The organism is Prevotella sp. oral taxon 475 (genome assembly GCF_018127805.1).
GTDB lineage: Bacteria > Bacteroidota > Bacteroidia > Bacteroidales > Bacteroidaceae > Prevotella.
The window spans coordinates 1080887-1105700 of the sequence record NZ_CP072334.1 but is presented as its reverse complement, the minus strand read 5'-3'; the positions used below and the strand labels follow the sequence as shown (position 1 = coordinate 1105700).

The window sequence follows — 24814 nt, the reverse complement described above, 5'->3', positions numbered from 1 at the left end:
ACGGATTCATCGTCGATGAATCCGTTTTTGCAGCTCAAAATACCCCTCAAATAGAATGAAAGATAGCTTCTGCAACTTGCAAAAGCTATCCAGCAGTCTGCAAACACGCTTTTGCAACTTGCAGAAGCTATCCTGCAGTCTGTCCAACCGCTTCTGCAACTTGCAGAAGCTATCCCACAGTCTGTACACCCGCTTCCGCGCCGCGCGGAACCTACTCCACAGTCTGCCCACCTGCTTCCGCGCCGCGCGGAACCTACTCCACAGTCTGCCCACCTGCTTCCGCGCCGCGCGGAACCTACTCCACAGTCTGCCCACCTGCTTCTGCGCCGCGCGGAGCCTACTCCGCAGTCTGCCCACCTGCTTTTGCGCGGCGCGGAACCTACTCCGTAGTCTGCCCACCTGCTTCTGCGCCGCGCGGAACCTACTCCGCAGTCTGCCCACCTGCTTCTGCGCCGCGCGGAAAACCTTTTCATGCGGCGGATAGAGGTTGAACTTGGCGCGAAAGCCATGATAAACAGTAGTGGTGGTGATGATCGATGCGTGGCGGGAAGTGTGCACAGCAAAACAGCGTTTCTGAGAAATTCAGAAACGCTGTTTTTAAAAGATGGAGCGGAAAAACGTTTGTTTGTAAGCGATGGTCGAGCTGTTGATCATCGTCAACTAAGGTATGAAGCGGAGAGGCATTCGTCTTCACTCCCTTTCACTCCTTCACTCCTTTTCACTCCTTACCCAAAGTTATCGAACATGATGCTTTCGGGCTCTACGCCGATGCTGTCAAGCATCGCCTGCACGGCTTTGCTCATCGGACCGGGACCGCACATGTAGAACTCGATGTCTTCGGGGGCCTCATGGTCTTTGAGATACGTGTTGTACATCACTTCGTGCACGAATCCGGCGGTGTAGGGCACACCGGCCTCGTCGGCCCGAGGGTCGGGGCGGTCGAGAGCCAGGTGGAAGTGGAAGTTGGGATATTCTTGCTCGAGCGCGTGGAAATCGTCGAGGAAGAAGGCTTCGCTCAGACTGCGCGCACCATAGAAGTAGTGCATCTGGCGGTCGCGCGTGTGCAGAGTCTTCAGCATGTGCATGATCTGACTGCGCAAGGGAGCCATTCCGGCACCGCCGCCTACCCAAATCATCTCTTTCTTGGAGTCGAAAATGGGATGGAAATCGCCGAACGGACCGCTCATGATGACTTTGTCGCCAGGCTTTCGCGAAAAGATGTAACTCGAGGCAATGCCCGTGGGAACATCCTGGAATCCTACTTCGGGCCGCGGTTTAAAGGGCGTGGTGGCAATGCGGACGGTGAGGGTGATGCGGTCGCCCTCGGCCGGATAGTTGGCCATGGAGTAGGCGCGGATGGTGTCTTCGGGATTGTGGGCTTTGAGCGAGAAGATGCCGAACTTTTCCCATACGGGGACGTATTCTTCGCCGATGGATTGCTTGTCGATGTCGCGGTCGTAGTCGATCTCGGCGTAAGCCGGGATTTTGATTTGGGCGTAACTTCCCGGCACGAAATCCATGTGCTCGCCAGGGGGCAGCTCGACGATAAATTCTTTGATGAAACTCGACACGTTCTTGTTGCTGATGACGGTGCACTCCCACTCTTTGACGCCAAGCACGCTTTCGGGAACTTTTACCTGAAGGTCGCTCTTGACTTTGCACTGGCAACCCAGTCGCCAGTGATCTTTGATTTCCTTACGCGAGAAATGCGAGCGTTCGGAGTCGAGAATCTCTCCACCGCCTTCCATCACTTGCAGCTTGCACTGTCCGCAGCTGGCCTTTCCTCCGCAGGCCGAGGGTAGGAAGATGCCGTTCTCGTTGAGCGTTGCCATCACGTTGTTGCCTTGCTCTACGGAGAGTTCTCTCTCGCCGTTGACGGTGATGGTGACTTTTCCGCTGGGCGAGAGGTATTTCTTTGCCACCAGCAGAATCACCACTAAAAGCAAGATGGTGAGAAGAAAGACTGCTATGCTTGTCAATATAAATTGTGCCATATCCTTTTGTTATAATTTTAATCCCGAAAAACACATCATCGCCATGGCCATCAGTCCGACGGTGATGAAGGTGATGCCTAATCCTTGCAGGGGTTTGGGCACATCGCTGTATTGCATCTTCTCTCTGATGGCTCCCATCGAGACGATGGCCAGGGTCCATCCGATTCCGCTTCCGATCGCGTAGGAGATGGAATCCCACACCGAACCGATGTATTGCGTGCTGGCGGGATCCATGTTGATGCGCTGCTGCATGAAGAGCGAGGCTCCCATGATGGCGCAGTTGACGGCGATGAGTGGCAGGAAGATGCCCAACGCGGCGTAAAGCGAGGGACTGTATCGCTCGACCACCATCTCGACCAACTGCACAATACCGGCAATCACGGCGATGAAGAGGATGAAGCTGAGATAGGAGAGGTCGACGCCGGGGATGAGGCAGTCGGGCCCCAGGACGCGGGTTTGCAGGAGATAGTCGACGGGCACCGTGACGAGTAGCACGAATGTGACGGCCAGTCCTAAACCCAACGATGTCTTTACGTTCTTCGATACGGCCAAAAACGAACACATGCCCAGGAAGAATGCAAATATCATGTTGTCCACAAAGATGGACCGGAAGAATAAACTAATGAGGTGTTCCATTATTCTTTATGATTGATGTCTTGAATGAAAAAGGCTCATTTCTCTTTGTAGAAATAGGCGCGGTGAATCCAAATGACGCAGCCCAGAAGGATGAGGGCCATCGCAGGCATGGTCATCATTCCGTTGTTGAGGTAGCCCATGTCGTACACGGAATCGGGAACGAGCTGAAAGCCGAGCAGCGATCCACGACCGAAGAGTTCGCGTATGGCACCCACCAACACTAAAATGAGCGCATAGCCCAGTCCGTTGCCCACCCCATCAAGAAAACTCGGCCAGGGTTTGTTCATCATAGCGAAAGCTTCGAGCCGCCCCATGAGAATGCAGTTGGTAATGATCAGTCCGACGTAGACGGAGAGTTCTACACTCACGTCGTAGACAAAGGCCTTCAGAATCTGACTCACAATCGTTACCAATGCAGCCACCACCACCAACTGAACGATGATGCGGATGCGCGAGGGGATGGTGTTGCGGATGATGGAGATGATGACATTCGAGAAGGCCGTGATGATGGTTACAGCCAGTCCCATGACGATGGCGGGCTTCAACTGCGACGTCACAGCCAGTGCCGAACAGATGCCCAACACCTGCACCATGATGGGGTTATCGAGATTTAGCGGATTGACAAAGACTTCTTTGTTTTCCTTTGAAAATAATTTGCTCATAATGTATGTCTCGGTTATTTGCTGGTTAAAAACACAAGATACTTCGAGAGTCCTTCGGCAAGCATGTCGGTCACGCCGTTGCTTGTGAGTGTGGCTCCTGTAACGACATCCACCTGCGTCGTGGGGTCTTCAATCTGCTTCACCACCGACAAGGCCACTTTGTTGTGCTGACCGTCTTTTGCGAAGATCTTCTTGCCCCGGAACTGTTCTTGCCATGCCTGATTGTCTTTGATTTCGGCACCCAGTCCGGCTGTTTCGCCTTCGTGATTGAAGTAAGCTCCATAGACCGTGTTCTTATCATCATTAAGAGCGATATAGCCACTGATGGGTCCCCAGAGTCCCATACCATAGACGGGGAGAATATATTTCGTTTGTCCGTCCACCCGGCAAATATAAAGAGCCAGTCGACCGGCTTTGTAGTCGGCACTATTGAGCAGAAATCCGGCTTTCTCGCCGCCCTGTTCGCCTTTTTTCAACACATTGCCATTGACATCGATGATCTCGTCTGCCAAAACCAGTTCCTTATATTTCGCTGCGGCCTCTTCGTCGGTGATGTCTCGCACATCAAGGGCATAGAGCAATTGCTTCTTTTTATCCAAAGCTACGTTTACATCCTGCATGGGTTTGAGTGCCTTGAAAACAAAGGCCAGCAGAAAGGCCACCACCACCACAATAACGACAGAATAGATCAGCGTATAGCCGTTTGCATTGGTGTCGAATCTTTTTTTCTTCTCTTCAGCCATCATCTTGATTGGTTGTTATCGGTTAAACGTTTCATGCGTCGGTTGATATTCGCCTGCACCACACAATAGTCGATGAGCGGTGCAAACATATTGGCGAACAAGATAGCGAGCATCATTCCCTCGGGATAACCCGGATTCATCACACGGATGAGGATAGCCATCGCACCGATCAAAGCCCCGTAGACGTATTGTCCGGTTGTGGTTCGAGCCGAGGTAACGGGGTCGGTGGCCATGAAGACGGCACCGAAACAGAAGCCACCCAGCACCACATGCTCATACCAGTTGATGGGTGTCATGCCCAGCCACTTGAACAACAACGCCGTAACAATGCCTCCGGCAAAGACGCTCCCCATGGTTCTCCAACTGGCAATGCCCGACCATAGTAAAATGACGGCCCCAATCCCGATGGCAATAACGCTTGTCTCGCCGATGCTACCGGGAATCAATCCCGTTATCATATCCGTGAGAGGATAGGGCACTTCTGCTCCTACGGCAATCTCACCCAGCGGAGTGGCTGCCGTAAAACCATCGGGAAGTGTATTACCGAAACCGAGTATCGACTCATTGGCCACCCAAACCGTGTCGCCCGTCATTTTCGAAGGATAGGCGAAGAAGAGGAAAGCGCGAGCCAAAAGAGCTACATTGAAGATGTTCATCCCCGTTCCGCCGAAAATCTCTTTACCGATAATCACGGCAAAGGCGATGGCGATAACCAGGATCCAAAGCGGACAGTTCACCGGGAGGATGAGCGGTATGAGGATTCCCGTTACAAGATAACCCTCTTGTATCTCTTCTTTTTTCCATTGCGCCCAGGCAAACTCAATGCCCAATCCCACGATATAGCTTACCAACACCTTGGGCAGTACGGCCAGGAAACCGAAGAAGAACAGCTCCCAAATCCCGACCTCTGCCAACCGACCGGCTTGCAGATAGTTTTGATAGCCCACGTTGTACATACCGAAGAGCAGTGCCGGCAGAGCCGCAATCACCACCATGCTCATAATTCTTTTCGAGTCGATGGCGTCGTGAATATGCGTTCCTTTCTTCGACGTGGTATTGGGAACGAACAAAAAGGTTTCCAGTCCGTCGAACACACTTTGAAAGGCATGCCATTTCCCGCCTGCTTCAAAGTGGGGTTTCGCCCTATTTAAATATTTTCTCAATGCTTTCATAACCGTCTCTTATGCGTTTTCTTTTCGTAACATATCCAAGCCTTGGCGAACGATGCGTTGCAGTTCCAGCTTCGAACTGTCGACAAACTCGGCCAGTGCGAAATCCTCGGGCGAAACCTCGTAGATGCCTAATTGCTCCATTTTGTCGATGTCGCCGGCGATGATGGCCTTGATGAGGAACTCGCCATAGATGTCCATCGGCAGCACCCGGTCGTATTCGCCGCTCATGATGATATGCCGTTGACCTCCTTTTACCCGTGCATCCAATCGATATTCCCGTTTCCCCATCAGCCAGGAGAAGTAGCTGCGCGAGGTGGAAAACTGATCGATTCGGGGCAGAATCCAGCCCAACATCTCGTCGGCATCGGCTCCTTCAGGGATAGCCGTTATCGCCGAGGTCTTCACCCCCACGCCATCTTCCGGCCGAGCGATGGTACCTGTGAGCGGATTGCCATTGATGATGCGCACGCCTTCTTCCCTTTTAAGGGCACCATCTACTATCAGCGAGAGGGGCATGCCCATCAAAGCCTCTACATAAGCCGGTTCTCGCATCTCGCTACCACCGAGGGCGATGGTGCGTCGCAAGTCTACATGCCCGGTATTGAAGAGCCTACCGAAGAAGATAACAAATGTAGGATCCACCGTCCAAACCACCTCACCCTTGTTCACCGGCGAAAGATGATTCACCTGGACACCTACGTTCCCGGCCGGACAAGGCCCGTCGAACACTGTCACCTCCACGTCTTTGGCACCCACGAGTGCCGCAGCCGTCTGCCCTTTCCCAATGCCGAGATAGGTTTTGGCCATCCTCGACAGAGCCGTCAGTCCCGTTTGGAAGTCGCGCTCATTGCCCACAAGTTCGAACTCGAAGTTTCCTTCGAGTGGCATATCTCTCAATGCCGAAACGAAGATCGCTTTCGGGGTCGACGTGGGAACGGTAGACACTGCGTAAGGCAACTGATAAATATAGCCAAAGAGCCCTGCCTCAAGCAGCGCACTCTTCACTTCCTCGGCCGACATCGCCGCAACATCCTTCCGTCCGAAGTCGCGAAAGCATTGTTTCTCGTCGGCCTTCACACGTATAGCCACGATTTTTCGCCTCTCTCCACGCTCGATCGTGTTCACCGTTCCGCTCACGGGCGAGGCGAATCCCACCTCCGGACAGTTCTTGTTTACAAACAATGCATCGCCAGCCTCCACGCGGTCGCCCTCGCGCACCGCCAGTTTTGGGATCACCCCGGCAAAGCTATCCGGACAAACCACGTACTCTCTGCATCGGCCGAGCTCGCGTTTCTCCTCTCGAGCTTTGCCTTCGAGACGGATGTTCAAGCCCTTGCGCAACCTAATGACATTTGCCATACAAATTTCTGATCTATAAATATATAATGTGTAATTGTTTTCTTTGCTTGCGTCTTCAGCCCTTGGCTTCAACGTTGCAAAAGTACACATAAAATTTGAGAATAATGTGAGTTCGAGATATGTTTGGAGTATTCTTTATATCAACAGCCGCATAGTGATGACTCTGTTGACAACCCATTCAGAATAAATGCCAAACCTCTCTCGCCGCCAACAGAGCAGCCCTTACAGGATTGTTTAAGCAGTTGACGAGTTGGCAAACGAAGTAAGCCTACCCTGTCTACGACAGACGGAAAGAAAACAACGCCATCGGTCTTGGTCTGTTATTGCCAATAATATCTATTCTCATCTTTCGTGATACTTGCATTTCAAGCACAACCCCACCTCGTTAAATTGTCTTCTTGTCAACTTGCCAACCAATAACAACCGCATCGCGGTTGGTCTGTTGGCAGGGCAGGGTTGGCAAGCGAAGCGCGCCTACCCTGTCTACGGCATGCAGAGAGGAAACAACGCCATCGGTGTTGGTCTGTCATTGTTTACGATGTTTTACTTCCTCAAATAAGCCCAAAATGTCTACCTTTGTATTTCATCACAAGTATGACCTATATGCCACAAACTCTATGCAGCCTGCTTATTCATGGCGTATTTCACAAAAAGACATCCGCTCCATGCATTCGTCGAGAAGACCAAAAACGGCTGAATGCTTTTGTACAGAAGACCTGCGAGACGTATCAATGTCCGTGTCTAATCGTGAATGGTCCTGGCGATCATTTACATTTCTTGGTTCTTCTTTCTCAAGAAGTTACCTTGTCACATCTGATAAAAGAAATAAAGCGCACCTCTACATTATTTCTTAAAGAGTGCGATGGTGTTTATTATCATCACTTTCATTGGCAGTCAGGTTATGGAGGTTTCTCTGTTTCCGAGAAATTAAAGAATGTTGTGTATGAATATATTCTCCGTCAAGAAGAGCATCATAAAAAGCGTTCTATGTATGACGAATTTGAAATGTTATTGAAAAATGCGGGTATCACACAATATGAGAATAGATATTATTGGCAATAACAGACCAACACCGATGGCGTTGTTCTCTCCCCACTTGCCGTAGACAGGGTAGGCTCGCTTCACTCGCCAACCCTGCCCTGCCAACAGACCAACCGCGATGCGGTTGTTAGCGGCAAATGCATCCAGGCCCTCTAAGTTTTATGATGACATCCTGGTTGATCTTGCGCGGTTGTTAGCGACAAACGAATCCAGGCCGCCTAAGTTAAGGAAAGGATTTGTAATTTGATGAATCCAAGCTTCCTAAGTAAGGGAGCTGTTTAGTTGATAAATAAACGAGTTGACAAGGAGATCAACCTCCTGCCAACTCGTCTATTCAAAAAAGCAAACTTCCTCGTCAACTCGTCAACTTATCAACTCGTTAACTGGTTAACTTGTCAACCCATCAATTTCGATTATGGTTTCTTAGGCTTCTTGGCCTTCTTCTCTGTCAGCACCGTCACCTTTTTAAACTCCAGCTTCTTGGCAATCACCCTACTGCGGGTTTTGTGCGAACCGTCTTTCTCGGTTTCGGGTTGAAACAAGATGTGGCTACCTTTGACGTTCTTGGCCAGGTCGAACTCTTTCTCCGTGTCGGCCGGAAGCGTGCTCACGCCCACCTTCAGCGTGCCCAGTCCATTGAGTTTCACCCGATAGCCATCGGCCAGGAAGTCGCTCACCACCTCTGAAGCCTCGAGCAACACGGCTGCCACGTCGCTGCGTTTCATACTCGAGTTGCGTTGAATCATCTCTGCAATGTCCATCAAATCTTTCGTTCCGATAGTTTTTGCGCGGGCATACCATTTGCCCTTAAACTTACTGTCTTTTCGGTTGTCTTGATACAACGATAAGAATACTGCCATAGCTTTTAAATTTAAAATTAGAAAAAATAATCAGTTGGAGTTGCCGCCCGTCGTCCGGTTTCCCTCTGTGGGGAGGCCCTTCTCGGGGCGGTTTCTCCGGTTAGAAAATCGCATTTGCAATCCATTGATAATCAGCAGGATAGAGATAATCTTTCAAAAGCTATCCTTTTGCCCTGCGAAAGCTATCCTTTTGCACGTCGAAAGACGTCCTATTGAAGTGCGAAAGGTGTCCTATTGCAGAGCAAAGGGAGTCCTATTGCAGAGCGAAAGGACACCTTTCGCGCGGCAGAGGCATTTCTTTCCCTTGTCACACCCTGTCCATCTCGCCATTTTAGAGTCCATTCTCAATGACCACTGCTCAACGGTTAATCGTTCATTCTCCACAATCAAAGCCCAAGAGGAAAGAATCCCTGTTGTTCTTCTTCCTCCTCGTCGAACTCGTCTTCGTCAAAATAGCCGCCTTTGGCATCGCCACCACTGCTGGACGACCCATTGTTGATAGGCAGTGAAATGGTTTCGAGATAGCTTTCGGTCTGCACGGCCCACACTTTTGTTTGCGGTGTGCTATAGGGTTGTTTGGTTGTCATTGTTGTGTTCTCCTTTTCTCATTAAAACTTATAAAATTTCCGTCCATTTTTCACATACACCTCGCCGCTCTTCAGTGCATCCATGTCTGTGCCTACAAACCGGCCATCGAGTGTATAAATTCGTCCTTGCCCTTGCTCTAAGTCCTGTTCGGCCGTCTCAATACCTGTAGTCTCGCCCTCATTGTCTATCACAATGGCAAACCCCTTGGCCCCCGCGGGGATAGGAGTGGTGGAACGGATGTAGCAACGGAAGGAATGTACATAACCATTGGGATTGTCCGTGCGGATAGGTTTCCACATATCATTCTCTAAGTTGTAGATGTTCATACCGGCGGCTGTAGCGTTATCGATCTTCTCGGTCGTTCCGCCAAAGTAAGAAGTTGCATCAGCCGTAGCAATCACTTCTATAGCTGTAGGAGGGGTGGTTGGCACTGGTACATTTATATCTGTGTTGAAAGTATGTATACCATTATCTCTAACGCAGAGAAGATAGGGCTTGTTAGCTTCCATCTGATTACCAATGATTGAAACAAAACGGAAACTTTTTCCAGTGCCGGTTTTACCCCGTAATTCGTAGGCCATCATACCCAAAGGAACCGTTGCGGGATAAGGCAAACAAACAGTTTTACAACTTGTTCCTATGAAAGTTCTATTTTTATAGGTAGCCTTTGCAGCAGTAAAAGGATAAAGGATACGATAATCCTGATTGACTGAAGTATAATTAAATCCATTATAAACCCCTATCAATCTATCATATACATTAAAATTATTGCAAGCACCATTTACCACAAAATTTTCCTCATCATTTGCAGGCTGTGATGTGCCGGAAGGAAGATATACCATTGTTGAAGGACTTAATCCTCTGAATGGTGATGTAAGCGAAGTTGGCAAACGTGAAACGACCTGCGTAACCGGACTTGTAACAGCATTCATATCGATATACTTTAGTTCAGGACAAGAACGAAATATATCCTGTTCAAATATCGCAGGTGAAGGCCCAGCTTCAAAAGTAACCTTTTCTAACAAGTAATTCGATTGAAATGCTCCATTTGCTATTTTATTAATACCGGTAGGTATAGTTAGTTCAGTAATTAAATTACCAGAAAAAGCAGCCATTTCTATCGTGGTTATACCAGGAGAGAGGATTAATTTTGAGATTCTAGAACCATTAAATGCCATCTGGCCAATATAGGTTACACTTCCGGGGATTGTTACGGTTCCTAAACCTTGTTGCGATCCTCCCGCATTCAGAAAAGCATAGTCTCTAATCTGGGTAACGGTGTTTGGAATAACCACTCCCGTAATTCTGAAACAATTCTGAAAAGCGTTATCTCCAATTATGGTTACACCTGTGGGGATAGTAATTGTACCCGTTAAACGACTACAACCATCAAACGTAGTTTCTGAAATTGCGGTTATTCCATTAGGTAACACCAATCCAGATAAGTTATAACAATATCTAAAAGCACTAGTTCCAATGTATGTGACACTATTCGGTATCACTAAGGTACCTGTACAATTCGAACACAATTGGAAAGCTGCATCCCCTATCGTCTTCACTCCATTTGGAATTTGTATGTTTGTAGCCTTTTTATAGAAAGAAAATGCGGCTATTCCAATTTTTGTAACCTGGTAATTATTCCCTCCATCTATTATGGTTGCAGGGATGTTTAACGGACCAGTTAAATTGTCTGCCCCCTGTGTTTCGCCAGTGATGGTTGCTTCTGTTCCGTTGATCTCATATTTCCACGTCACGCCATTGGCGGTATAGGTACCCGATTGTGCCAAAACCTGATTGGCAAACAGGACACAGAAGAATAAGAAGAGATAAATCTTTTTCGTCATAACTTGTCTTGATTTTAAATGAAACTTTATAAAACTCTATTTTTAAAGAATTACTATTGAAAAGCATTGAGGCTTTACTCTCGATATTTTGAGAAATAGGGTGAGAGACAGCTGCACCAAAAAGCCTGCAAAGAGATTCGCAGAGAATCCCTTTGCAGGCTATGGTTGCGCCACGCTTTACGCGCGCGTAAGAAAAAGCAAAAAAGTGTTACACTACAATAGGTGCGAATATTGTGTGTGTGTGTGTGTGTGTGTGTGTGTGTGTGTGTGTGTGTGTGTGTGTTAGCAAATTATTTGGAATAACCAAATAATCGGCAATAAAATTTTCAGAAAAGTTTTTGCTTTTCTGTCCTGCCGTTTTGCCTTGACCATCTACACTCACGCTATACATTATTATATATGCACTGTTGTTTTTGTTTTTCTGCCCCTCTGCCACATTCATACACCTTATACAGAGAGGAAGACGGCGGCAAAGGTATGCAAACTTTCTTAAACAGACAAACATTGTGAAGACAAATATGAGCATTTCAGCCCTATTTGATGTAATTTTGCACGCAAAACAAAGCTTTTGAGAAAGTTAAGGCACATCATCAACGGAGTTTTCATAACGGTGGTCATCTTCTATCTGGCGATAGTGGTACTGCTACACATCCCCGCCATACAGGGCCTTGTGGGTGCCAGCGTAGGCAAGGCTCTGTCGAAGAAATTGGGCACAACCGTTGCCGTGGGACGGGTGAACCTGGGCTTTCTCAACCGCATCATCATCGACGATGTGCTGATCCTCGACCAGCAAAAGAAAGAGATGTTGCGCACGGCGCGGCTCTCGGCCAAGTTCGATTATGCTGCCTTGCTGAACGGAAAGGTCTACATCTATTCGGCTCAGCTGTTCGGACTGAAGGCAAAGCTCTACCAATCTAATGCGCAGACACCCGCCAATTTCCAATTTCTGCTGGACTCACTGGCCTCGAAAGACACCACCACGCACACACCCATCGACCTAAAGATCAACACCCTCATCATCCGCCGCGGCAGCATCCGCTACGACCGGCAGGACGTTCCACCTTCCAACCGCTTTTCACCCCATCACCTCGACCTGCGCGACATCAGCGCACACCTCATCCTCAACGCCCTCAGCGACGACAGCCTGAACCTCAACATCCGCGACATCGCCCTGAACGAGGCCTCGGGGCTGCATCTGCGCTCGTTTGCCGCCCATCTCACGGCCAACCGGAAAGCGGCCCAACTGGAAGATGTCTATCTACAATTGCCCACCACACGCCTCAAGTTGGGCCCACTCACGGCCACCTACAGCATCCGCGACGGGCAGCTCTGGTTGCCATCGCTGCGCTTTAGCGGAGGCATCGAGCCCTCGCGCATCGTCCTTTCAGAACTCTCTTGCTTTGTGCCGGCTCTGCGAAAGTCGACAAAGACGCTGCATCTTCGGGCCCATTTCTCGGGCACGAGCCACTCGTTGCGCATCCCGCTGTTAGAGATCAATGCTGCTGGTGGGGGCGCATCGCTCTTGACCAACGGATCTGTCAGTCGTCGAGGGGCAAAAATCAGCTGGAGTACGAAGATAGACCGACTACGACTTAGCCATGAAGGCATCCGCTTTTTGGCCGACAACTTTGGTGCCCACTTCCATCTTCCGCCCCATCTCGTCCGCCTGGGAAACATCGACTGCCTTGGAGAAGCAAGCGGACAGGGATCGGACGTGACCGCCAAAGGTCTTGTCAAAACGAGTGCGGGGCGGGCTTCGATTGCGGTGCACAAACGCGGCGATGCTTTCTCGGGCCGAATCGAAACCAGCGGCATCGACGTGGGTAAGATTTTGGCCGATGCCCGCCTGGGAATCGTCGCCACACGCATCGACCTCGACGGACGAATACCGGCCAACGCTCAACCCTCTGTGCAGGCCAAAGGTCTCATCTCACGGATAGACTACAATGGCTACAGCTATCAAAACATCTCGCTGGACGGGCAATGGTACGACAAAACCGCCGACGGGCGACTGCAAATCGAAGACCCCAACGCCGACATCCTGCTCCATGGCCGGGTGTGCTTCTCGGCGCGCGAGCCCTATGCCAAACTCACGGCCGACGTAAGAAGCTTGAACCCATCGGCCTTAAAGCTCTTACACACGTGGCCCAACACACAATTCCGCTTTCAACTCCTGGCTGACATCACTGGCCGAAGTCTCAACACGGCCAACGGAAAGATAGAACTGACCAACTTCGCCATGACCTCCGAACGCGGCGAATACCGACTCTCGGGGCTATTCGTTGACGTGAGCAACACCCATCATCTGCACACGCTGACGGCAACGAGCGATTTCGGAGAATTCTCGTTGATGGGTAAGTACGACTACAACACACTTTCGCAGAGCATCACCAACCTGATTGGCAGCAAACTGCCCACGTTGCCCGGCCTGCCACACACCACCGATGCACAGACGAATAACTTCTCGGTGAGCGCACACATCGAACGCACCGACTGGCTGCAACATCTCTTCAACATCCCCTTAGAACTGACGCACCCGTTGCAGCTGAAAGGCTCGATGAGCGACACGGGAAGGTCGCTCGATCTGCTGCTCCAGGCCCCCGGCTTTGCCTACGACGGCAATCGATTCGAAGGTGGCGACGTGCGCATCATCACCATCAACGATACGCTCAACGTCTCGGCAAAGCTCGAAAAACGTGCTACCGACGGGAAAAAGCTTCGCCTCGACCTCCAAACCGCCGCCGCCGACAACAAGCTCTCTTCCATCATCGCCTTCGACAACGGGCGAAAGCCGTTGCTGCGAGGAGAAGTCAAAACGGAGACCACCTTCTTCAAAGATGCCGCAGGACTGTCTACGGCACACGTAGCTGTGAAACCATCCGACATTCTGGTGGGCGACACTGTGTGGAAGGTGAGAGCCTCGGAGCTGACCTACCAACAAAACCATCTTGTGTTTCACCAATTTGCCGTGAGTCACAACAACCAACACATCATCATCGACGGCGCGGCCACAAAAAATCCAATGGATTCGGTTGCCGTAGAACTCAAAGACGTAGATGTAAACTACATTCTCGGTTTGGTAGACTTCCACTCGGTTGAATTCGACGGACTGGCCACAGGCACCGCCATTGTCAAGACTCTGTTTACCACTCCCGATGCTTATGCCCGTCTGAAGGTGAGAAACTTCCGGTTCGAAGGCGGAGACATGGGAACACTCACAGCCGACGTGCGATTCAACAACCTCAAAGGGCAAATCGACATCGATGCCATTGCCAACGACGGCCCCATCAAAAACACCTTCATCAACGGCTATGTCTCACCCAAACACAATTATATCGACCTGGGCATCCGTGCCAGCAACACCAACATCGCATTCTTAGAGGGTTTTTGCAAGAGTTTTATGAAAGACGTCCAGGCCCAGGCCACGGGCGAAGTGAGGCTCTCGGGGCCACTGAGTCACATCAATCTGACGGGCCAACTCACCGCTAACGGCTTCTTCACCATCAGCAGTCTCAACACCACCTACCAACTCAAGAACGCCGTGGTGCGCATGCGGCCCGACGAAATAGAACTCAAAGGCGAGGAGTTTGAAGACCGACACGGCAACACAGGCATTCTCAAAGGTTTCATCCGGCACAAACATCTCACCCATCTCTCTTACGACTTAGACATCAAGGCCCGCAAACTGTTGGTCTATGACACGAAAGACTTCGGCGAAGACACTTTCTATGGAACCGTCTTCGCCACCGGCCGATGTCTCATTACCGGGAAAAGCGGCGAGGTGAACATAGATATCACCGCGACACCCGAACGAAATTCTACGTTGGTTTATAACGTTTCAAGTCCGGAGAACATCAACAACAACCACTTCATTCACTGGGCCTCCTCTCCTCTCTCCCCCATCGTTTCCTCCATCGCCTCTTCTCCCGATAAAGAAACCGCCCAAGAGGAGGAGGAAGAGGTGGATATTCCCACTGACATCCGCCTGAACTTCTTGGTGAATTGTACACCCGAGGCTACCATCAAACTGATGATGGATCGGCAAACGGGCGATTATATCACCCTGAACGGCAACGGGACGCTCCGCGCCACCTATTATAATAAGGGCACATTCGACCTTTTTGGCAATTACGTCATCGATCATGGCCTCTACAAACTCACCATTCAGAACGTCATCAAGAAAGAATTTTCTTTCGAACAAGGCAGTACCATCGCCTTTGGAGGTGACCCCTATGCTGCTCCACTCAACCTAAAAGCCATTTATACGGCTAACGGCGTGAGCCTCTCCGACCTGAACATCGGTCGCAGTTTTTCGAACAACACCATCCGCGTCAACTGTTTGATGAACATCACCGGTACGCCCGCAGCCCCCAAAGTGGCCTTCGACCTCGACATGCCCACCGTGAACAGCAACGTGAAACAAATGATCTACAGCCTGATCAACGGCGAAGAGGAAATGAACCAACAAGTGCTCTACCTCCTGGCCGTGGGTCGTTTCTATACGCAAGGCCGCAATAATGCCGACCTCGACAATGCCAACGCACAGAGCCAAACGTCGCTTGCCATGCAAAGTCTGCTGAGCAGCACACTCAGTCAGCAGCTCAACAACGTGTTAGGCTCGGTTATCAATAACACGAACTGGAACTTCGGAGCCAACATCTCTACAGGCGACGAGGGATGGAACAACGCCGAGTATGAAGGAACCCTCAGCGGGCGTCTGCTCAACAACCGTTTGCTCATCAATAGTCAGTTCGGCTACCGCGACAATGCCAATGCTACAACCGGTTTCATCGGCGATTTCGACATCCGCTACCTGCTCTTCCCCAGCGGAAGCATGGCCATCAAGATGTACAATCAAACCAACGACCGATATTTCACTCGAAACAGTCTCAACACTCAAGGCATCGGACTGATCCTTAAAAAAGACTTCAACGGCTGGCGAGATCTCTTTGGCTGGACCCGAAAAAGAACTCTGCAAAAGAAAAACAAAACTACATGATCAGATAGGCAAGCCGAAAACGATCGCCCATCCCCTTATCTTTCCTACTCATTCAAGGCGTTAAGTCCATTCTTGCTTAGCGTTGAATCCACTCCCACTTAAACATGATCCTCACCACGCTATTCAACTGATTTCCAATGGTTTCCTTCTCACTTTTCCATCTCTTAGCTTTTGCACTTCAAAAACTAAGAAAATGACCTGCAAAAGCTAAGAGATGAGGATGCAAAAGCTAAGAGATGGCCATACCGAAATCAAAGCATTAGGAAACAGAGACCAAGGCGTGAGAAAATAATCCCACTCATCCTGATGAAGCAGAATGACCCAAACGAACCGAGAAAGGAATGTTTTGCAGGGTCAAACAGATAGAAAATCAATTTATCAAAAAGATATTCGTTTTATAAAAACAACGACAACAAGGATTTATTCACACCGGGTTCCACCTCCCTTCTGCAAGCAATCTCAACATATATTCTATTTTTTAATACACCTGTCTCTCTCAAACAAACTCTTGTTCATAAAAATATTCGACAAAAAATTTGGCTGTACAAATAAAAAAAACTATCTTCGCGATGTTTACTATCCGAAAACAAAAACGAACTTGTTTAACTAAAATATCATGTGTATGAAGAAGTACAATTTTAATGCCGGTCCGTCGATTCTTCCAAGGGAAGTGATTGAGAACACGGCGAAACAAATTTTGGATTTCAATGGTTCAGGCCTTTCTCTGATGGAAATCAGCCATCGAGCAAAAGATTTTCAGCCCGTATTGGATGAAGCCGTTGCCTTGATTAAAGAGTTACTGAATGTACCCGAAGGCTACTCGGTGCTTTTCCTTGGAGGCGGTGCTTCCTTGCAGTTCACCCAGGTGCCCTGTAACTTCCTTATCAAGAAAGCAGCCTATCTGAACACAGGTGTATGGGCAAAGAAAGCTCTGAAAGAGGCAAAGCTGTATGGCGAAGCTGTGGAGGTGGCCTCTTCGGCAGATGCCAACTACACCTTTATTCCCAAAGACTATGTTATCCCTACTGACGCCGATTACTTCCATATCACCACCAATAACACCATCTATGGCACCGAGATTCGTCGCGAGCCGGATTCTCCCGTACCATTGATCGGCGATATGTCGTCAGATATTTTCAGTCGTTCGGTAGACGTTTCCAAATACGATTGCATCTATGCCGGTGCCCAAAAGAATCTGGCGATGGCCGGTGTCACCGTTATCATCGTGAAAGATGACAAGTTGGGCCGGGCCCCACGCGAGATTCCAACCATGCTCGACTATCGTACACATGTTGAAAAAGGCTCTATGTTCAACACCCCTCCTGTCGTACCCATCTATTCTGCCTTAGAGACACTTCGGTGGATCAAGAAGAGCGGTGGCGTAGAAGCGATGGATAAGAAAGCCAAACAACGGGCCGAAATCATCTATTCCGAAATCGACAGAAACAAGCTGTTCAAGGGAACAGTGCGCGAAGAAGACCGCTCGCTGATGAATATTTGTTTCGTGATGAACGAAGAATATGCCGAATTGGAAAAACCCTTTATGGAATTTGCAACCGAACGCGGTATGGTAGGCATCAAGGGTCACCGCTCTGTGGGTGGCTTCAGAGCCAGCTGCTACAACGCCATGTCGCTTGAAGGAGCCGAAGCTCTTGTGGCTTGTATGAAAGAATTTGAAGCCAAAAAGTGAGAACTCCCTCGATAAAAAATGTGATATAATAGGGTGTGGAGCCGAGCAGTCGGCTCTATACCTTTTCATTCCTCTTTCAAAACACACGTTTCCCTTATGAAAGTACTTGTTGCAACAGAAAAACCCTTTGCTGCAAAAGCGGTAAAGGCCATTACAAAAGAGATTGAAAACGCAGGTCACCAAGTGGTTCTGCTGGAAAAATACACAGAGAAGTCGCAACTTCTCGATGCAGTAAAAGACGTGAACGCGATGATCGTGCGCTCCGATAAGATAACAGCCGATGTGCTCGATGCTGCACATCAACTGAAAATCATTGTACGCGCAGGAGCAGGTTACGACTCTATCGATACGGAATATGCCAAAAAGAAAGGCATCATCGTAGAAAATACCCCGGGACAAAATGCAAATGCCGTGGCAGAACTCGTGCTGGGTTTGTTGGTATATGTCGTGCGGGCTTTCTACAATGGCAAGTCGGGTTCTGAGCTGATGGGCAAGAAACTGGGTCTGTTGGCTTTTGGAAACGTAGGCCGAAACGTAGCTCGTATCGCCAAGGGTTTTGGCATGGAGGTCTATGCTTTCGACGCTTTCTGTCCGGCTCATGTGATTGAGGAAGCCGGAGTTCATGCTGTGCCCAACCAACGAGCATTGTTCGAACAATGCGACATCGTAAGTCTGCACATTCCCGCTACTCCCGAAACGAAACAGAGCATCAATTTCGAACTCGTTAACTTGCTACCCAAAGGCGGAATCCTTGTTAACACGGCACGCAAGGAGGTCATTAACGAACCGGAATTGCTCAAACTGATGGCTGAGCGAGAGGACCTCAAATTTGTTACAGACATCCAACCCGATGCCGATGCTGAGTTTGCTAAATTCGAAGGCCGCTATTTCAGTACGCCAAAGAAGATGGGCGCGCAGACGGCAGAGGCAAACTTCAATGCAGGACTGGCCGCAGCAAAGCAAATCAATGCCTATTTTGCTGACGGATGTACAAAGTTTCAAGTTAACAAATAACCGTGTATGGCAACGATCAGACCGTTTAAAGGGATTCGTCCCCCGAAAGAATTTGTAGAAAAAGTAGAATCCCGCCCGTATGATGTGCTGAGTTCGGAAGAGGCACGTGCGGAGGCTGGTGACAATGAGATGAGTCTTTACCACATCATCAAACCAGAAATCGACTTTGAACCAGGCACTTCCGAATATGATCCGAGAGTTTACGAACAGGCCGCCGGCAACTTCAGAAAGTTTCAAGAGAAAGGCTGGCTTAAGCAAGACACGCAGGATTGTTATTACATCTACGCGCAGACGATGAACGGAAAAACCCAGTATGGGCTTGTCGTAGGGGCGTTTGTGAACGATTATCTCAATGGTGTGATCAAGAAACATGAGCTCACGCGCAAGGATAAGGAAGAAGACCGAATGAAACATGTTCGGGTTTGCGATGCCAACATCGAACCCGTATTCTTCGCTTACCCCGACAACAGTGTGCTCGACAGCTTGATCAAGAAATATGTTACTTCCACACCGGAATACGATTTCATTGCACCTGTCGACGGATTCGGACACCAATTCTGGATCATCTCAGACGCTGCCGATATCGAAACCATCACTCGCGAGTTTGCCAAAATGCCCGCTCTCTACATTGCAGACGGACATCACCGGTCGGCAGCTGCTGCTTTGGTGGGTGCAGAAAAGGCTAAAGCCAATCCGAATCATCGAGGAGACGAGGAATACAACTACTTTATGGCCGTTTGTTTCCAGGCTTCGCAGCTCACCATTCTCGACTATAACCGGGTGGTGAAAGACTTGAACGGACTAACGGAGGAAGAGTTCCTTGAGAAACTCGCAACGAATTTTATTGTAGAAAAGAAGGGAACGGAAATATATCATCCTGAGGCTCTGCACAATTTCTCACTCTACTTAGGCGGTACGTGGTACAGCTTGACAGCCAAGAAGGGTGTTTACGACGATTCCGATCCCATCGGCGTGCTCGATGTAGACATCTCCAGCAGACTGATTCTCGACGAAATCCTGAATATAAAAGATTTACGGACTGACAAACGCATCGACTTCGTTGGCGGAATCCGCGGATTGGAAGAACTGAAAGCACGCGTAGACAGTGGAGAAATGAAAATGGCATTGGCTCTTTATCCTGTCTCGATGAAGCAGATTATGGACATTGCCGACAGCGGAAAAATCATGCCGCCTAAAGCTACTTGGTTCGAGCCGAAGCTCCGGTCTGGTTTAGTGATTCACAAACTGGGCGAATAGCCTCTTTTCATCATCTGTAAGATGAAATGAACGCGGAGAACAGGCAGCCTTAATAACGTTGTCGCTTCGCAAACAAGACAGACAGTGGTCTCTATCTTTTCAAATAGAGACCACTTCTTTCATGTAAAAAGGAAAAAGAATGAACGATGAGTACGAGACAATAGACAGCATCGGCGAGGGGATTTACTCTGAGAAACGGAGTAAGTTTTTGGCCTTTGCGCATCCGGCAGCATCGGTAGAGCAGGTGAAAGACCTCATTGCGGATTACAGAAAGAAATATTACGATGCCCGACACGTATGTTACGCATACGTTTTGGGGGCCGAGCGTCAGGATTTCAGGGCCAACGACGACGGCGAGCCCAGCAGTACGGCAGGGAAACCTATTCTCGGACAAATCAACAGCAACGAACTGACCGACATTCTCGTCGTGGTGGTGCGCTATTACGGGGGGGTGAATCTCGGGACGGGCGGACTCATCTCAGCCTACCGAACTGCAGCGGCACTGGCCATTGAGAACGCCTCGAAGGTGAAAAAGACCGTAGAAGAAACCGTTGTTCACACTTTCGTCTACCCGCTGATGAATAAAGTGATGCGCACAGCCAGAGAGATGGGCGCAAGAATCGTAGACATGCACTATGACAACACCTGCGAAATCGTCCTCTCCATCGCCCGTTCAAAAGCCTTTTTGCTGCGCAGCAAACTCGACAAAATCTCGTTCGAGGGGTAGCTTTTACGAATTATTCGACCGAAGCCTGCCGTTTTTTCAAATTAATGATTACCTTTGCACGCAGAAAGGAAGATTGGCAGAGTGATCGAATGCGCTGGACTCGAAATCCGGTATACCCCTTTCGGGTATCGGGGGTTTGAATCCCTCATCTTCCGCCAGGGGCACACCATTGAGGTGTTGCCCCTTTTTCGTGCCATTGCGTTTCAGGAAGACATTCTCAAACGCCATCAAGCCACATTTTCAACACAAAAAAAATAAGACGACAACGAAAGGAGACACAATGACGACACAAAGAAACGAGACGACTGTCTATGAGGAAAGAACCGAGAGAAAAAGAATCAAGAAGCGTTTGCTCTTCGTTTGCCTAGGCAACATCTGTCGTTCACCGGCGGCCGAAGGCGTGATGCGCCATCTGGTGAGCAAGGCTGGAGAGGAAGAGTTTTTCGAGATCGATTCTGCCGGTATCGGAGGATGGCACGCCGGACAGTTACCCGACAAGCGCATGCGACAGTGCGGAAGTCGCCGCGGATACCATTTTGAGAGTAGAGCCCGACAATTTTCGCCGGCCGATTTCGACCGTTTTGATCGCATTCTCGTCATGGATGCCGACAATCTCAGGGCCATCACCGCCCAGGCTCGCACAGCAGAGGATGCAAAGAAGGTGGAGATACTGGCCCGTTATCTCGTTCGCCGAAAAGATGTCTGCGCCATCCCCGACCCTTATTACGGCGACGAGCGCGACTTCGACTATGCACTCGACTTGATTGAAGAAGCCACCGCCCATCTCCTCGAAACACTCTCCCGATCGTCCAAAAACTAAAAAACAACTATCGGAGCATCCCGAAACATAGAAAAGAGAAAAAACGAGCCGTCGTACTCCTACGAAGATTCCCAAAATGACGAAAAAGAGTTACACACAGGAATGAAAAACCCCGAATTGAACCTTGCCTGGCAGTTTGTGAAGAACACCGGCACACACGTCTTTCTCACCGGGAGAGCCGGAACCGGCAAGACCACCTTTCTGCGCACCCTCAAAGAGCAACTGCCCAAACGCATGATTGTGCTTGCCCCTACAGGCATCGCCGCCATCAACGCAGGTGGCGTCACCATCCATTCGTTCTTTCAATTGCCGTTTTCGCCCTACATCCCCAACACCACATTTCGGGCGGAGGGCACCTTTCGGTTCGGACGGGAGAAGCAGCGCATCATCCGCACCACCGACCTACTGGTGATCGACGAAATCAGTATGGTTCGGGCCGACCTGCTCGATGCCGTCGACACCGTGCTACGTCGTTATCGCGACCACGGCCGACCCTTCGGTGGTGTGCAACTACTGCTCATCGGCGATCTCCAACAGCTGCCCCCTGTGGTGAAAGATGCCGACTGGGCCCTACTGAGTCAGTACTACGACTCGCCTTATTTCTTCTCGAGCAACGCCCTGCGGCAAACCGAATACGTCACCATCGAACTCAAAACCGTCTATCGGCAGAGCGATGCAGCCTTTCTCGATCTGCTGAACCGCATCCGCGAGAACCGTGCCGACGCCGACACCTTCCAGCAGCTCAACCGCCGCGTCATCCCCCACTTCAACCCGCCCGAAGAGGAGGGCTACATCCGGCTCACCACCCACAACCATCAAGCGCAACAAGTAAACGAGGCCAAACTCTCCGAAATCGAGCTACCGTCCACGAGTTTCCGCGCCGAGGTAGAAGGCACGTTTCCCGAACAGTCCTACCCCACCGACGAAGTGCTCACCCTCAAACGCCATGCGCAGGTGATGTTCGTCAAGAATGACACCACCGGGCAAGGCCGCTACTACAACGGAATGCTGGGCCGGGTGACGGAACTGTCACCTCGTGGCATCACCGTGCAGAATGCCGATGGAGAAGAGATTGAACTCGACCGGGAGGAGTGGACCAACGCCCGATACGTGCTCGACAAAAAAACGCAGGAGATTCGCGAAGAAGTGGAAGGCATTTTTCGGCAATACCCCCTACGACTGGCTTGGGCGGTGACGATTCACAAGAGTCAAGGCCTCACCTTCGACCGCGCCATCATCGACGCGCAACACTCCTTCGCCCACGGCCAGACCTACGTGGCCCTGAGCCGTTGCCGAACGCTCGAGGGGCTCGTCCTAAGTGCTCCCCTCAACGCCGAGGCTGTGATCTGCGACGAGAAGGTGAGCCGCTTCAACGCCTATGCTGCCGCCCATCAGCCCACCCAGGAGACGCTCTCGAAGATGGAACAAGCCTATAGGCTCAGCCTCGTCGACGAACTCTTCGACTTCCGCCCCCTGGGAATAGCTTTCGAACGGATGGCCCGCCTCGTCGACGAGCATTTCCATCGAAACTTCCCCCGTCTGGCGGCCGAATATCGACAAGTCCGCCCGCAGTTAGACGAACTTGTAATGGTCTCCGCCAAGTTCCGCCACCAATACGCGCCGATGCTCACAGCCGAAAGGCCCGCCCAGTCGCTGCCGGAACGCATCCGAGCCGCCGCCACCTACTTCCGTGCCCGACTCGCTCCCCTGGCCGACCTGCACCGCAAAACCTCCATCTCCACCGACAACCCCTCTCTCAAAACCACCCTTCGCGAGCGACAACTCGAACTTGACGAAGCTCTACGGCTGAAAATAGGTCTACTCAAGCACGAGAGCCAAACCAAGGCACAGTTCGAGGTTGGCGATTACCTCGCCACCAAAACCCGTCTGCTCCTCGGAGACCCCATCGCCGAGACGCGTCGTCCCCGTAAGGAACGCAAGGAGAAGGCTCCAAAAGCAGACACGCACCAGGTCAGCCTCACCCTCCTTCGCCAAGGGCTCGACATTGCCGCCATAGCCCGCCAGCGTGGTCTGGCCCTCTCGACCGTCGCCTCGCATCTGGTTCGCTATGTGGCACAAGGCGAGGTGGACGTTCGAGAGTTGGTAGACGAGCGGAAACGCCAAGAAATCGTCCGTTTCCTCCTGCGCCACCCCGACGAAAAGAAAAACAGCGGCGAGGTGAAAGCCGCTGTCGCACCCGACATCAGCTACGAAGACATCAAACTCGTCCTGGCCGACTTCTATCGGGGAAAGTAGGAGTTAAGGAGTGAGAAGAGGGAAAGGGAGTGCAAACAATGCCAAATATCCCTCACACAAACAACCGCATCACGGTTGACCCGTTGGTAAAACAAGGTTGGCGAGCGAAGCGAGCCTACTCTGTCTACGACATGCAAAGAGAAAACAAGGATGTAGGTCTTGGTCTCTCCGAGCCCCCTAAATGAGAGAAATGGGAAACCGTTTAGTTTTTTGAATTAGAGGAATTTCCAATTCAAACAGACCAACCCCTACAGGGTTGTTATTGGTGAGTACTCCTTAGATAGGGTAGACTCGCTTCGCTCGCCAACCCTACCCTACCAACAGACCAACCCCGTTGGGGTTGTTTACGCACAACATTCCCAATAGGTGACAGATACGATTTTAATGCCTGGGAGATAATCTCACGATGCATAGTAAATAACCTCTTGTGATGTGAATGAGGGTTGCATGCAGTCTACCGCGTAGCGGTTGGTCTGTTGGTAGAGCAGGGTTGGCGAGTGAAACGAGCCTACCCTGTCTACGACATGCAAAGAGAAAACAAGGCCGTAGGTCTTGGTCTATTTAACCCCCTTAAGTTAGGGGAGTGGGAAGGTTGTTTTTGACTTCCTGAGTTAGAGGGATTTTCTATAAAAACAGACCAACCCCTTTAGGGTTGTTATTGGGAGTATCGCTCAGGCAGGGTAGGCTCGTTTCACTCGCCAACCCCGCCCTGCCAACAGACCAACCCTTACAGGGTTGTTTACGCACAATGCCCCAATAGGTGGTAAATATGATTTTTATGCATGACAGATGTCCTTCCGTTGCATGACAGATAACCTCCCGATGCATGACAGATACGATTTCGATGCATAACAAATGACTTTCCGATACATGGCAGATGATCTCCTGATGTATGGCAGATGATCTCCCGATACGCAAGAGGTGACTTCCCACACATCGGGAAGTCACCTCTTGAATTGTAAATGATGCTCACGCGCGACGTTGACAGTTGATGCGCATCGCATCATTAGGATTCTGTCTTCTTTATTCTACGCCCCACCCGTTTTCCACTACAGTGTAGTTGACATTCAACTACACTGTCCTTGATATTCAACGAGGTGCTCTTGCCACTGAACTAATTGCAGGAGAGAATGGCGTCGCATCCAGGTTGGT

The 24814-nt window shown here is 50.2% G+C and carries 20 protein-coding genes and 1 tRNA gene; 11 read left to right on the top strand and 10 right to left on the bottom strand.

The genetic code is table 11. From position 1 onward, the window contains the following. Positions 1 to 6 precede the first annotated feature (6 nt). From J5A66_RS04245 to J5A66_RS04215, 7 genes are all read right to left on the bottom strand, one after another. Positions 7 to 558 (bottom strand): hypothetical protein, encoded by a 552-nt coding sequence (locus tag J5A66_RS04245; RefSeq protein ID WP_211791243.1) that lies wholly within the window; start codon positions 556 to 558, stop codon positions 7 to 9. Positions 559 to 725: 167 nt separating this feature from the next. After that, a complete protein-coding gene (gene nqrF / locus J5A66_RS04240; RefSeq protein WP_211791242.1) occupies positions 726 to 1994 on the bottom strand; it encodes an NADH:ubiquinone reductase (Na(+)-transporting) subunit F in 1269 nt (422 codons plus the stop codon). Between the two features lie 9 nt (positions 1995 to 2003). Further along, positions 2004 to 2630: an NADH:ubiquinone reductase (Na(+)-transporting) subunit E gene (nqrE, locus tag J5A66_RS04235; protein WP_211791241.1), complete on the bottom strand. Its 627-nt coding sequence runs from the start codon at positions 2628 to 2630 to the stop codon at positions 2004 to 2006. A gap of 35 nt (positions 2631 to 2665) precedes the next feature. Beyond that, positions 2666 to 3292 (bottom strand): NADH:ubiquinone reductase (Na(+)-transporting) subunit D, encoded by a 627-nt coding sequence (locus tag J5A66_RS04230; RefSeq protein ID WP_211791240.1) that lies wholly within the window; start codon positions 3290 to 3292, stop codon positions 2666 to 2668. Between the two features lie 14 nt (positions 3293 to 3306). Beyond that, on the bottom strand, positions 3307 to 4035 hold the full coding sequence (gene nqrC / locus J5A66_RS04225; RefSeq protein ID WP_211791429.1) for an NADH:ubiquinone reductase (Na(+)-transporting) subunit C: 729 nt from the start codon (positions 4033 to 4035) through the stop codon (positions 3307 to 3309). Beyond that, positions 4035 to 5207 (bottom strand): NADH:ubiquinone reductase (Na(+)-transporting) subunit B, encoded by a 1173-nt coding sequence (locus tag J5A66_RS04220; RefSeq protein ID WP_211791239.1) that lies wholly within the window; start codon positions 5205 to 5207, stop codon positions 4035 to 4037. The genes nqrC and J5A66_RS04220 overlap by 1 nt, the downstream gene beginning before the upstream one ends. A 9-nt stretch (positions 5208 to 5216) precedes the next feature. Continuing rightward, complete coding sequence (locus J5A66_RS04215; RefSeq protein WP_211791238.1) at positions 5217 to 6566, bottom strand: Na(+)-translocating NADH-quinone reductase subunit A; 1350 nt, start codon at positions 6564 to 6566, stop codon at positions 5217 to 5219. Between the two features lie 406 nt (positions 6567 to 6972). Here J5A66_RS04215 and J5A66_RS04210 point away from each other — a divergent pair, with 406 nt between their 5' ends. Continuing rightward, complete coding sequence (locus tag J5A66_RS04210; RefSeq protein ID WP_211791237.1) at positions 6973 to 7125, top strand: hypothetical protein; 153 nt, start codon at positions 6973 to 6975, stop codon at positions 7123 to 7125. 35 nt (positions 7126 to 7160) lie between these two features. Beyond that, complete coding sequence (locus J5A66_RS04205; protein ID WP_249110027.1) at positions 7161 to 7628, top strand: transposase; 468 nt, start codon at positions 7161 to 7163, stop codon at positions 7626 to 7628. Between the two features lie 392 nt (positions 7629 to 8020). On the opposite strand, the gene J5A66_RS04200 is transcribed toward J5A66_RS04205, so the two are convergent. From J5A66_RS04200 to J5A66_RS04190, 3 genes are all read right to left on the bottom strand, one after another. Then, positions 8021 to 8467 carry an HU family DNA-binding protein gene (locus J5A66_RS04200; RefSeq protein ID WP_211791236.1) on the bottom strand — a complete coding sequence of 149 codons (447 nt, stop codon included), beginning with the start codon at positions 8465 to 8467 and terminating at the stop codon, positions 8021 to 8023. A gap of 386 nt (positions 8468 to 8853) precedes the next feature. Continuing rightward, the gene (locus J5A66_RS04195; protein WP_211791235.1) at positions 8854 to 9054 is read right to left on the bottom strand and encodes a hypothetical protein; all 201 of its coding nucleotides are present in this window, start codon (positions 9052 to 9054) and stop codon (positions 8854 to 8856) included. 21 nt (positions 9055 to 9075) lie between these two features. Then, positions 9076 to 10899 carry a leucine-rich repeat protein gene (locus J5A66_RS04190; RefSeq protein WP_211791234.1) on the bottom strand — a complete coding sequence of 608 codons (1824 nt, stop codon included), beginning with the start codon at positions 10897 to 10899 and terminating at the stop codon, positions 9076 to 9078. A gap of 568 nt (positions 10900 to 11467) precedes the next feature. Between J5A66_RS04190 and J5A66_RS04185 the strand changes: the two genes are divergently transcribed. The 9 genes from J5A66_RS04185 (at position 11468) to J5A66_RS04145 (ending at position 23847) form a co-directional block, all read left to right on the top strand. Further along, complete coding sequence (locus J5A66_RS04185; protein WP_211791233.1) at positions 11468 to 15898, top strand: translocation/assembly module TamB domain-containing protein; 4431 nt, start codon at positions 11468 to 11470, stop codon at positions 15896 to 15898. Between the two features lie 622 nt (positions 15899 to 16520). Next, complete coding sequence (serC, locus tag J5A66_RS04180) at positions 16521 to 17588, top strand: 3-phosphoserine/phosphohydroxythreonine transaminase (protein WP_211791232.1); 1068 nt, start codon at positions 16521 to 16523, stop codon at positions 17586 to 17588. Between the two features lie 96 nt (positions 17589 to 17684). Beyond that, positions 17685 to 18602 (top strand): NAD(P)-dependent oxidoreductase, encoded by a 918-nt coding sequence (locus J5A66_RS04175; protein ID WP_211791231.1) that lies wholly within the window; start codon positions 17685 to 17687, stop codon positions 18600 to 18602. A 6-nt stretch (positions 18603 to 18608) separates the two neighbouring features. Further along, a complete protein-coding gene (locus tag J5A66_RS04170; protein ID WP_211791230.1) occupies positions 18609 to 19859 on the top strand; it encodes a DUF1015 domain-containing protein in 1251 nt (416 codons plus the stop codon). Positions 19860 to 19998: 139 nt separating this feature from the next. After that, entirely contained in the window at positions 19999 to 20586 is a 588-nt protein-coding gene (locus J5A66_RS04165) for a YigZ family protein (RefSeq protein ID WP_211791229.1), read from the top strand. A gap of 67 nt (positions 20587 to 20653) precedes the next feature. Then, positions 20654 to 20744, top strand: a tRNA-Ser gene (locus J5A66_RS04160). A gap of 122 nt (positions 20745 to 20866) precedes the next feature. Beyond that, entirely contained in the window at positions 20867 to 21406 is a 540-nt protein-coding gene (locus J5A66_RS04155) for a low molecular weight protein-tyrosine-phosphatase (RefSeq protein ID WP_211791228.1), read from the top strand. Between the two features lie 102 nt (positions 21407 to 21508). After that, positions 21509 to 23662: a helix-turn-helix domain-containing protein gene (locus J5A66_RS04150; protein WP_211791227.1), complete on the top strand. Its 2154-nt coding sequence runs from the start codon at positions 21509 to 21511 to the stop codon at positions 23660 to 23662. 38 nt (positions 23663 to 23700) lie between these two features. Beyond that, the gene (locus tag J5A66_RS04145) at positions 23701 to 23847 is read left to right on the top strand and encodes a hypothetical protein (RefSeq protein ID WP_211791226.1); all 147 of its coding nucleotides are present in this window, start codon (positions 23701 to 23703) and stop codon (positions 23845 to 23847) included. Positions 23848 to 24814: the final 967 nt, after the last annotated feature.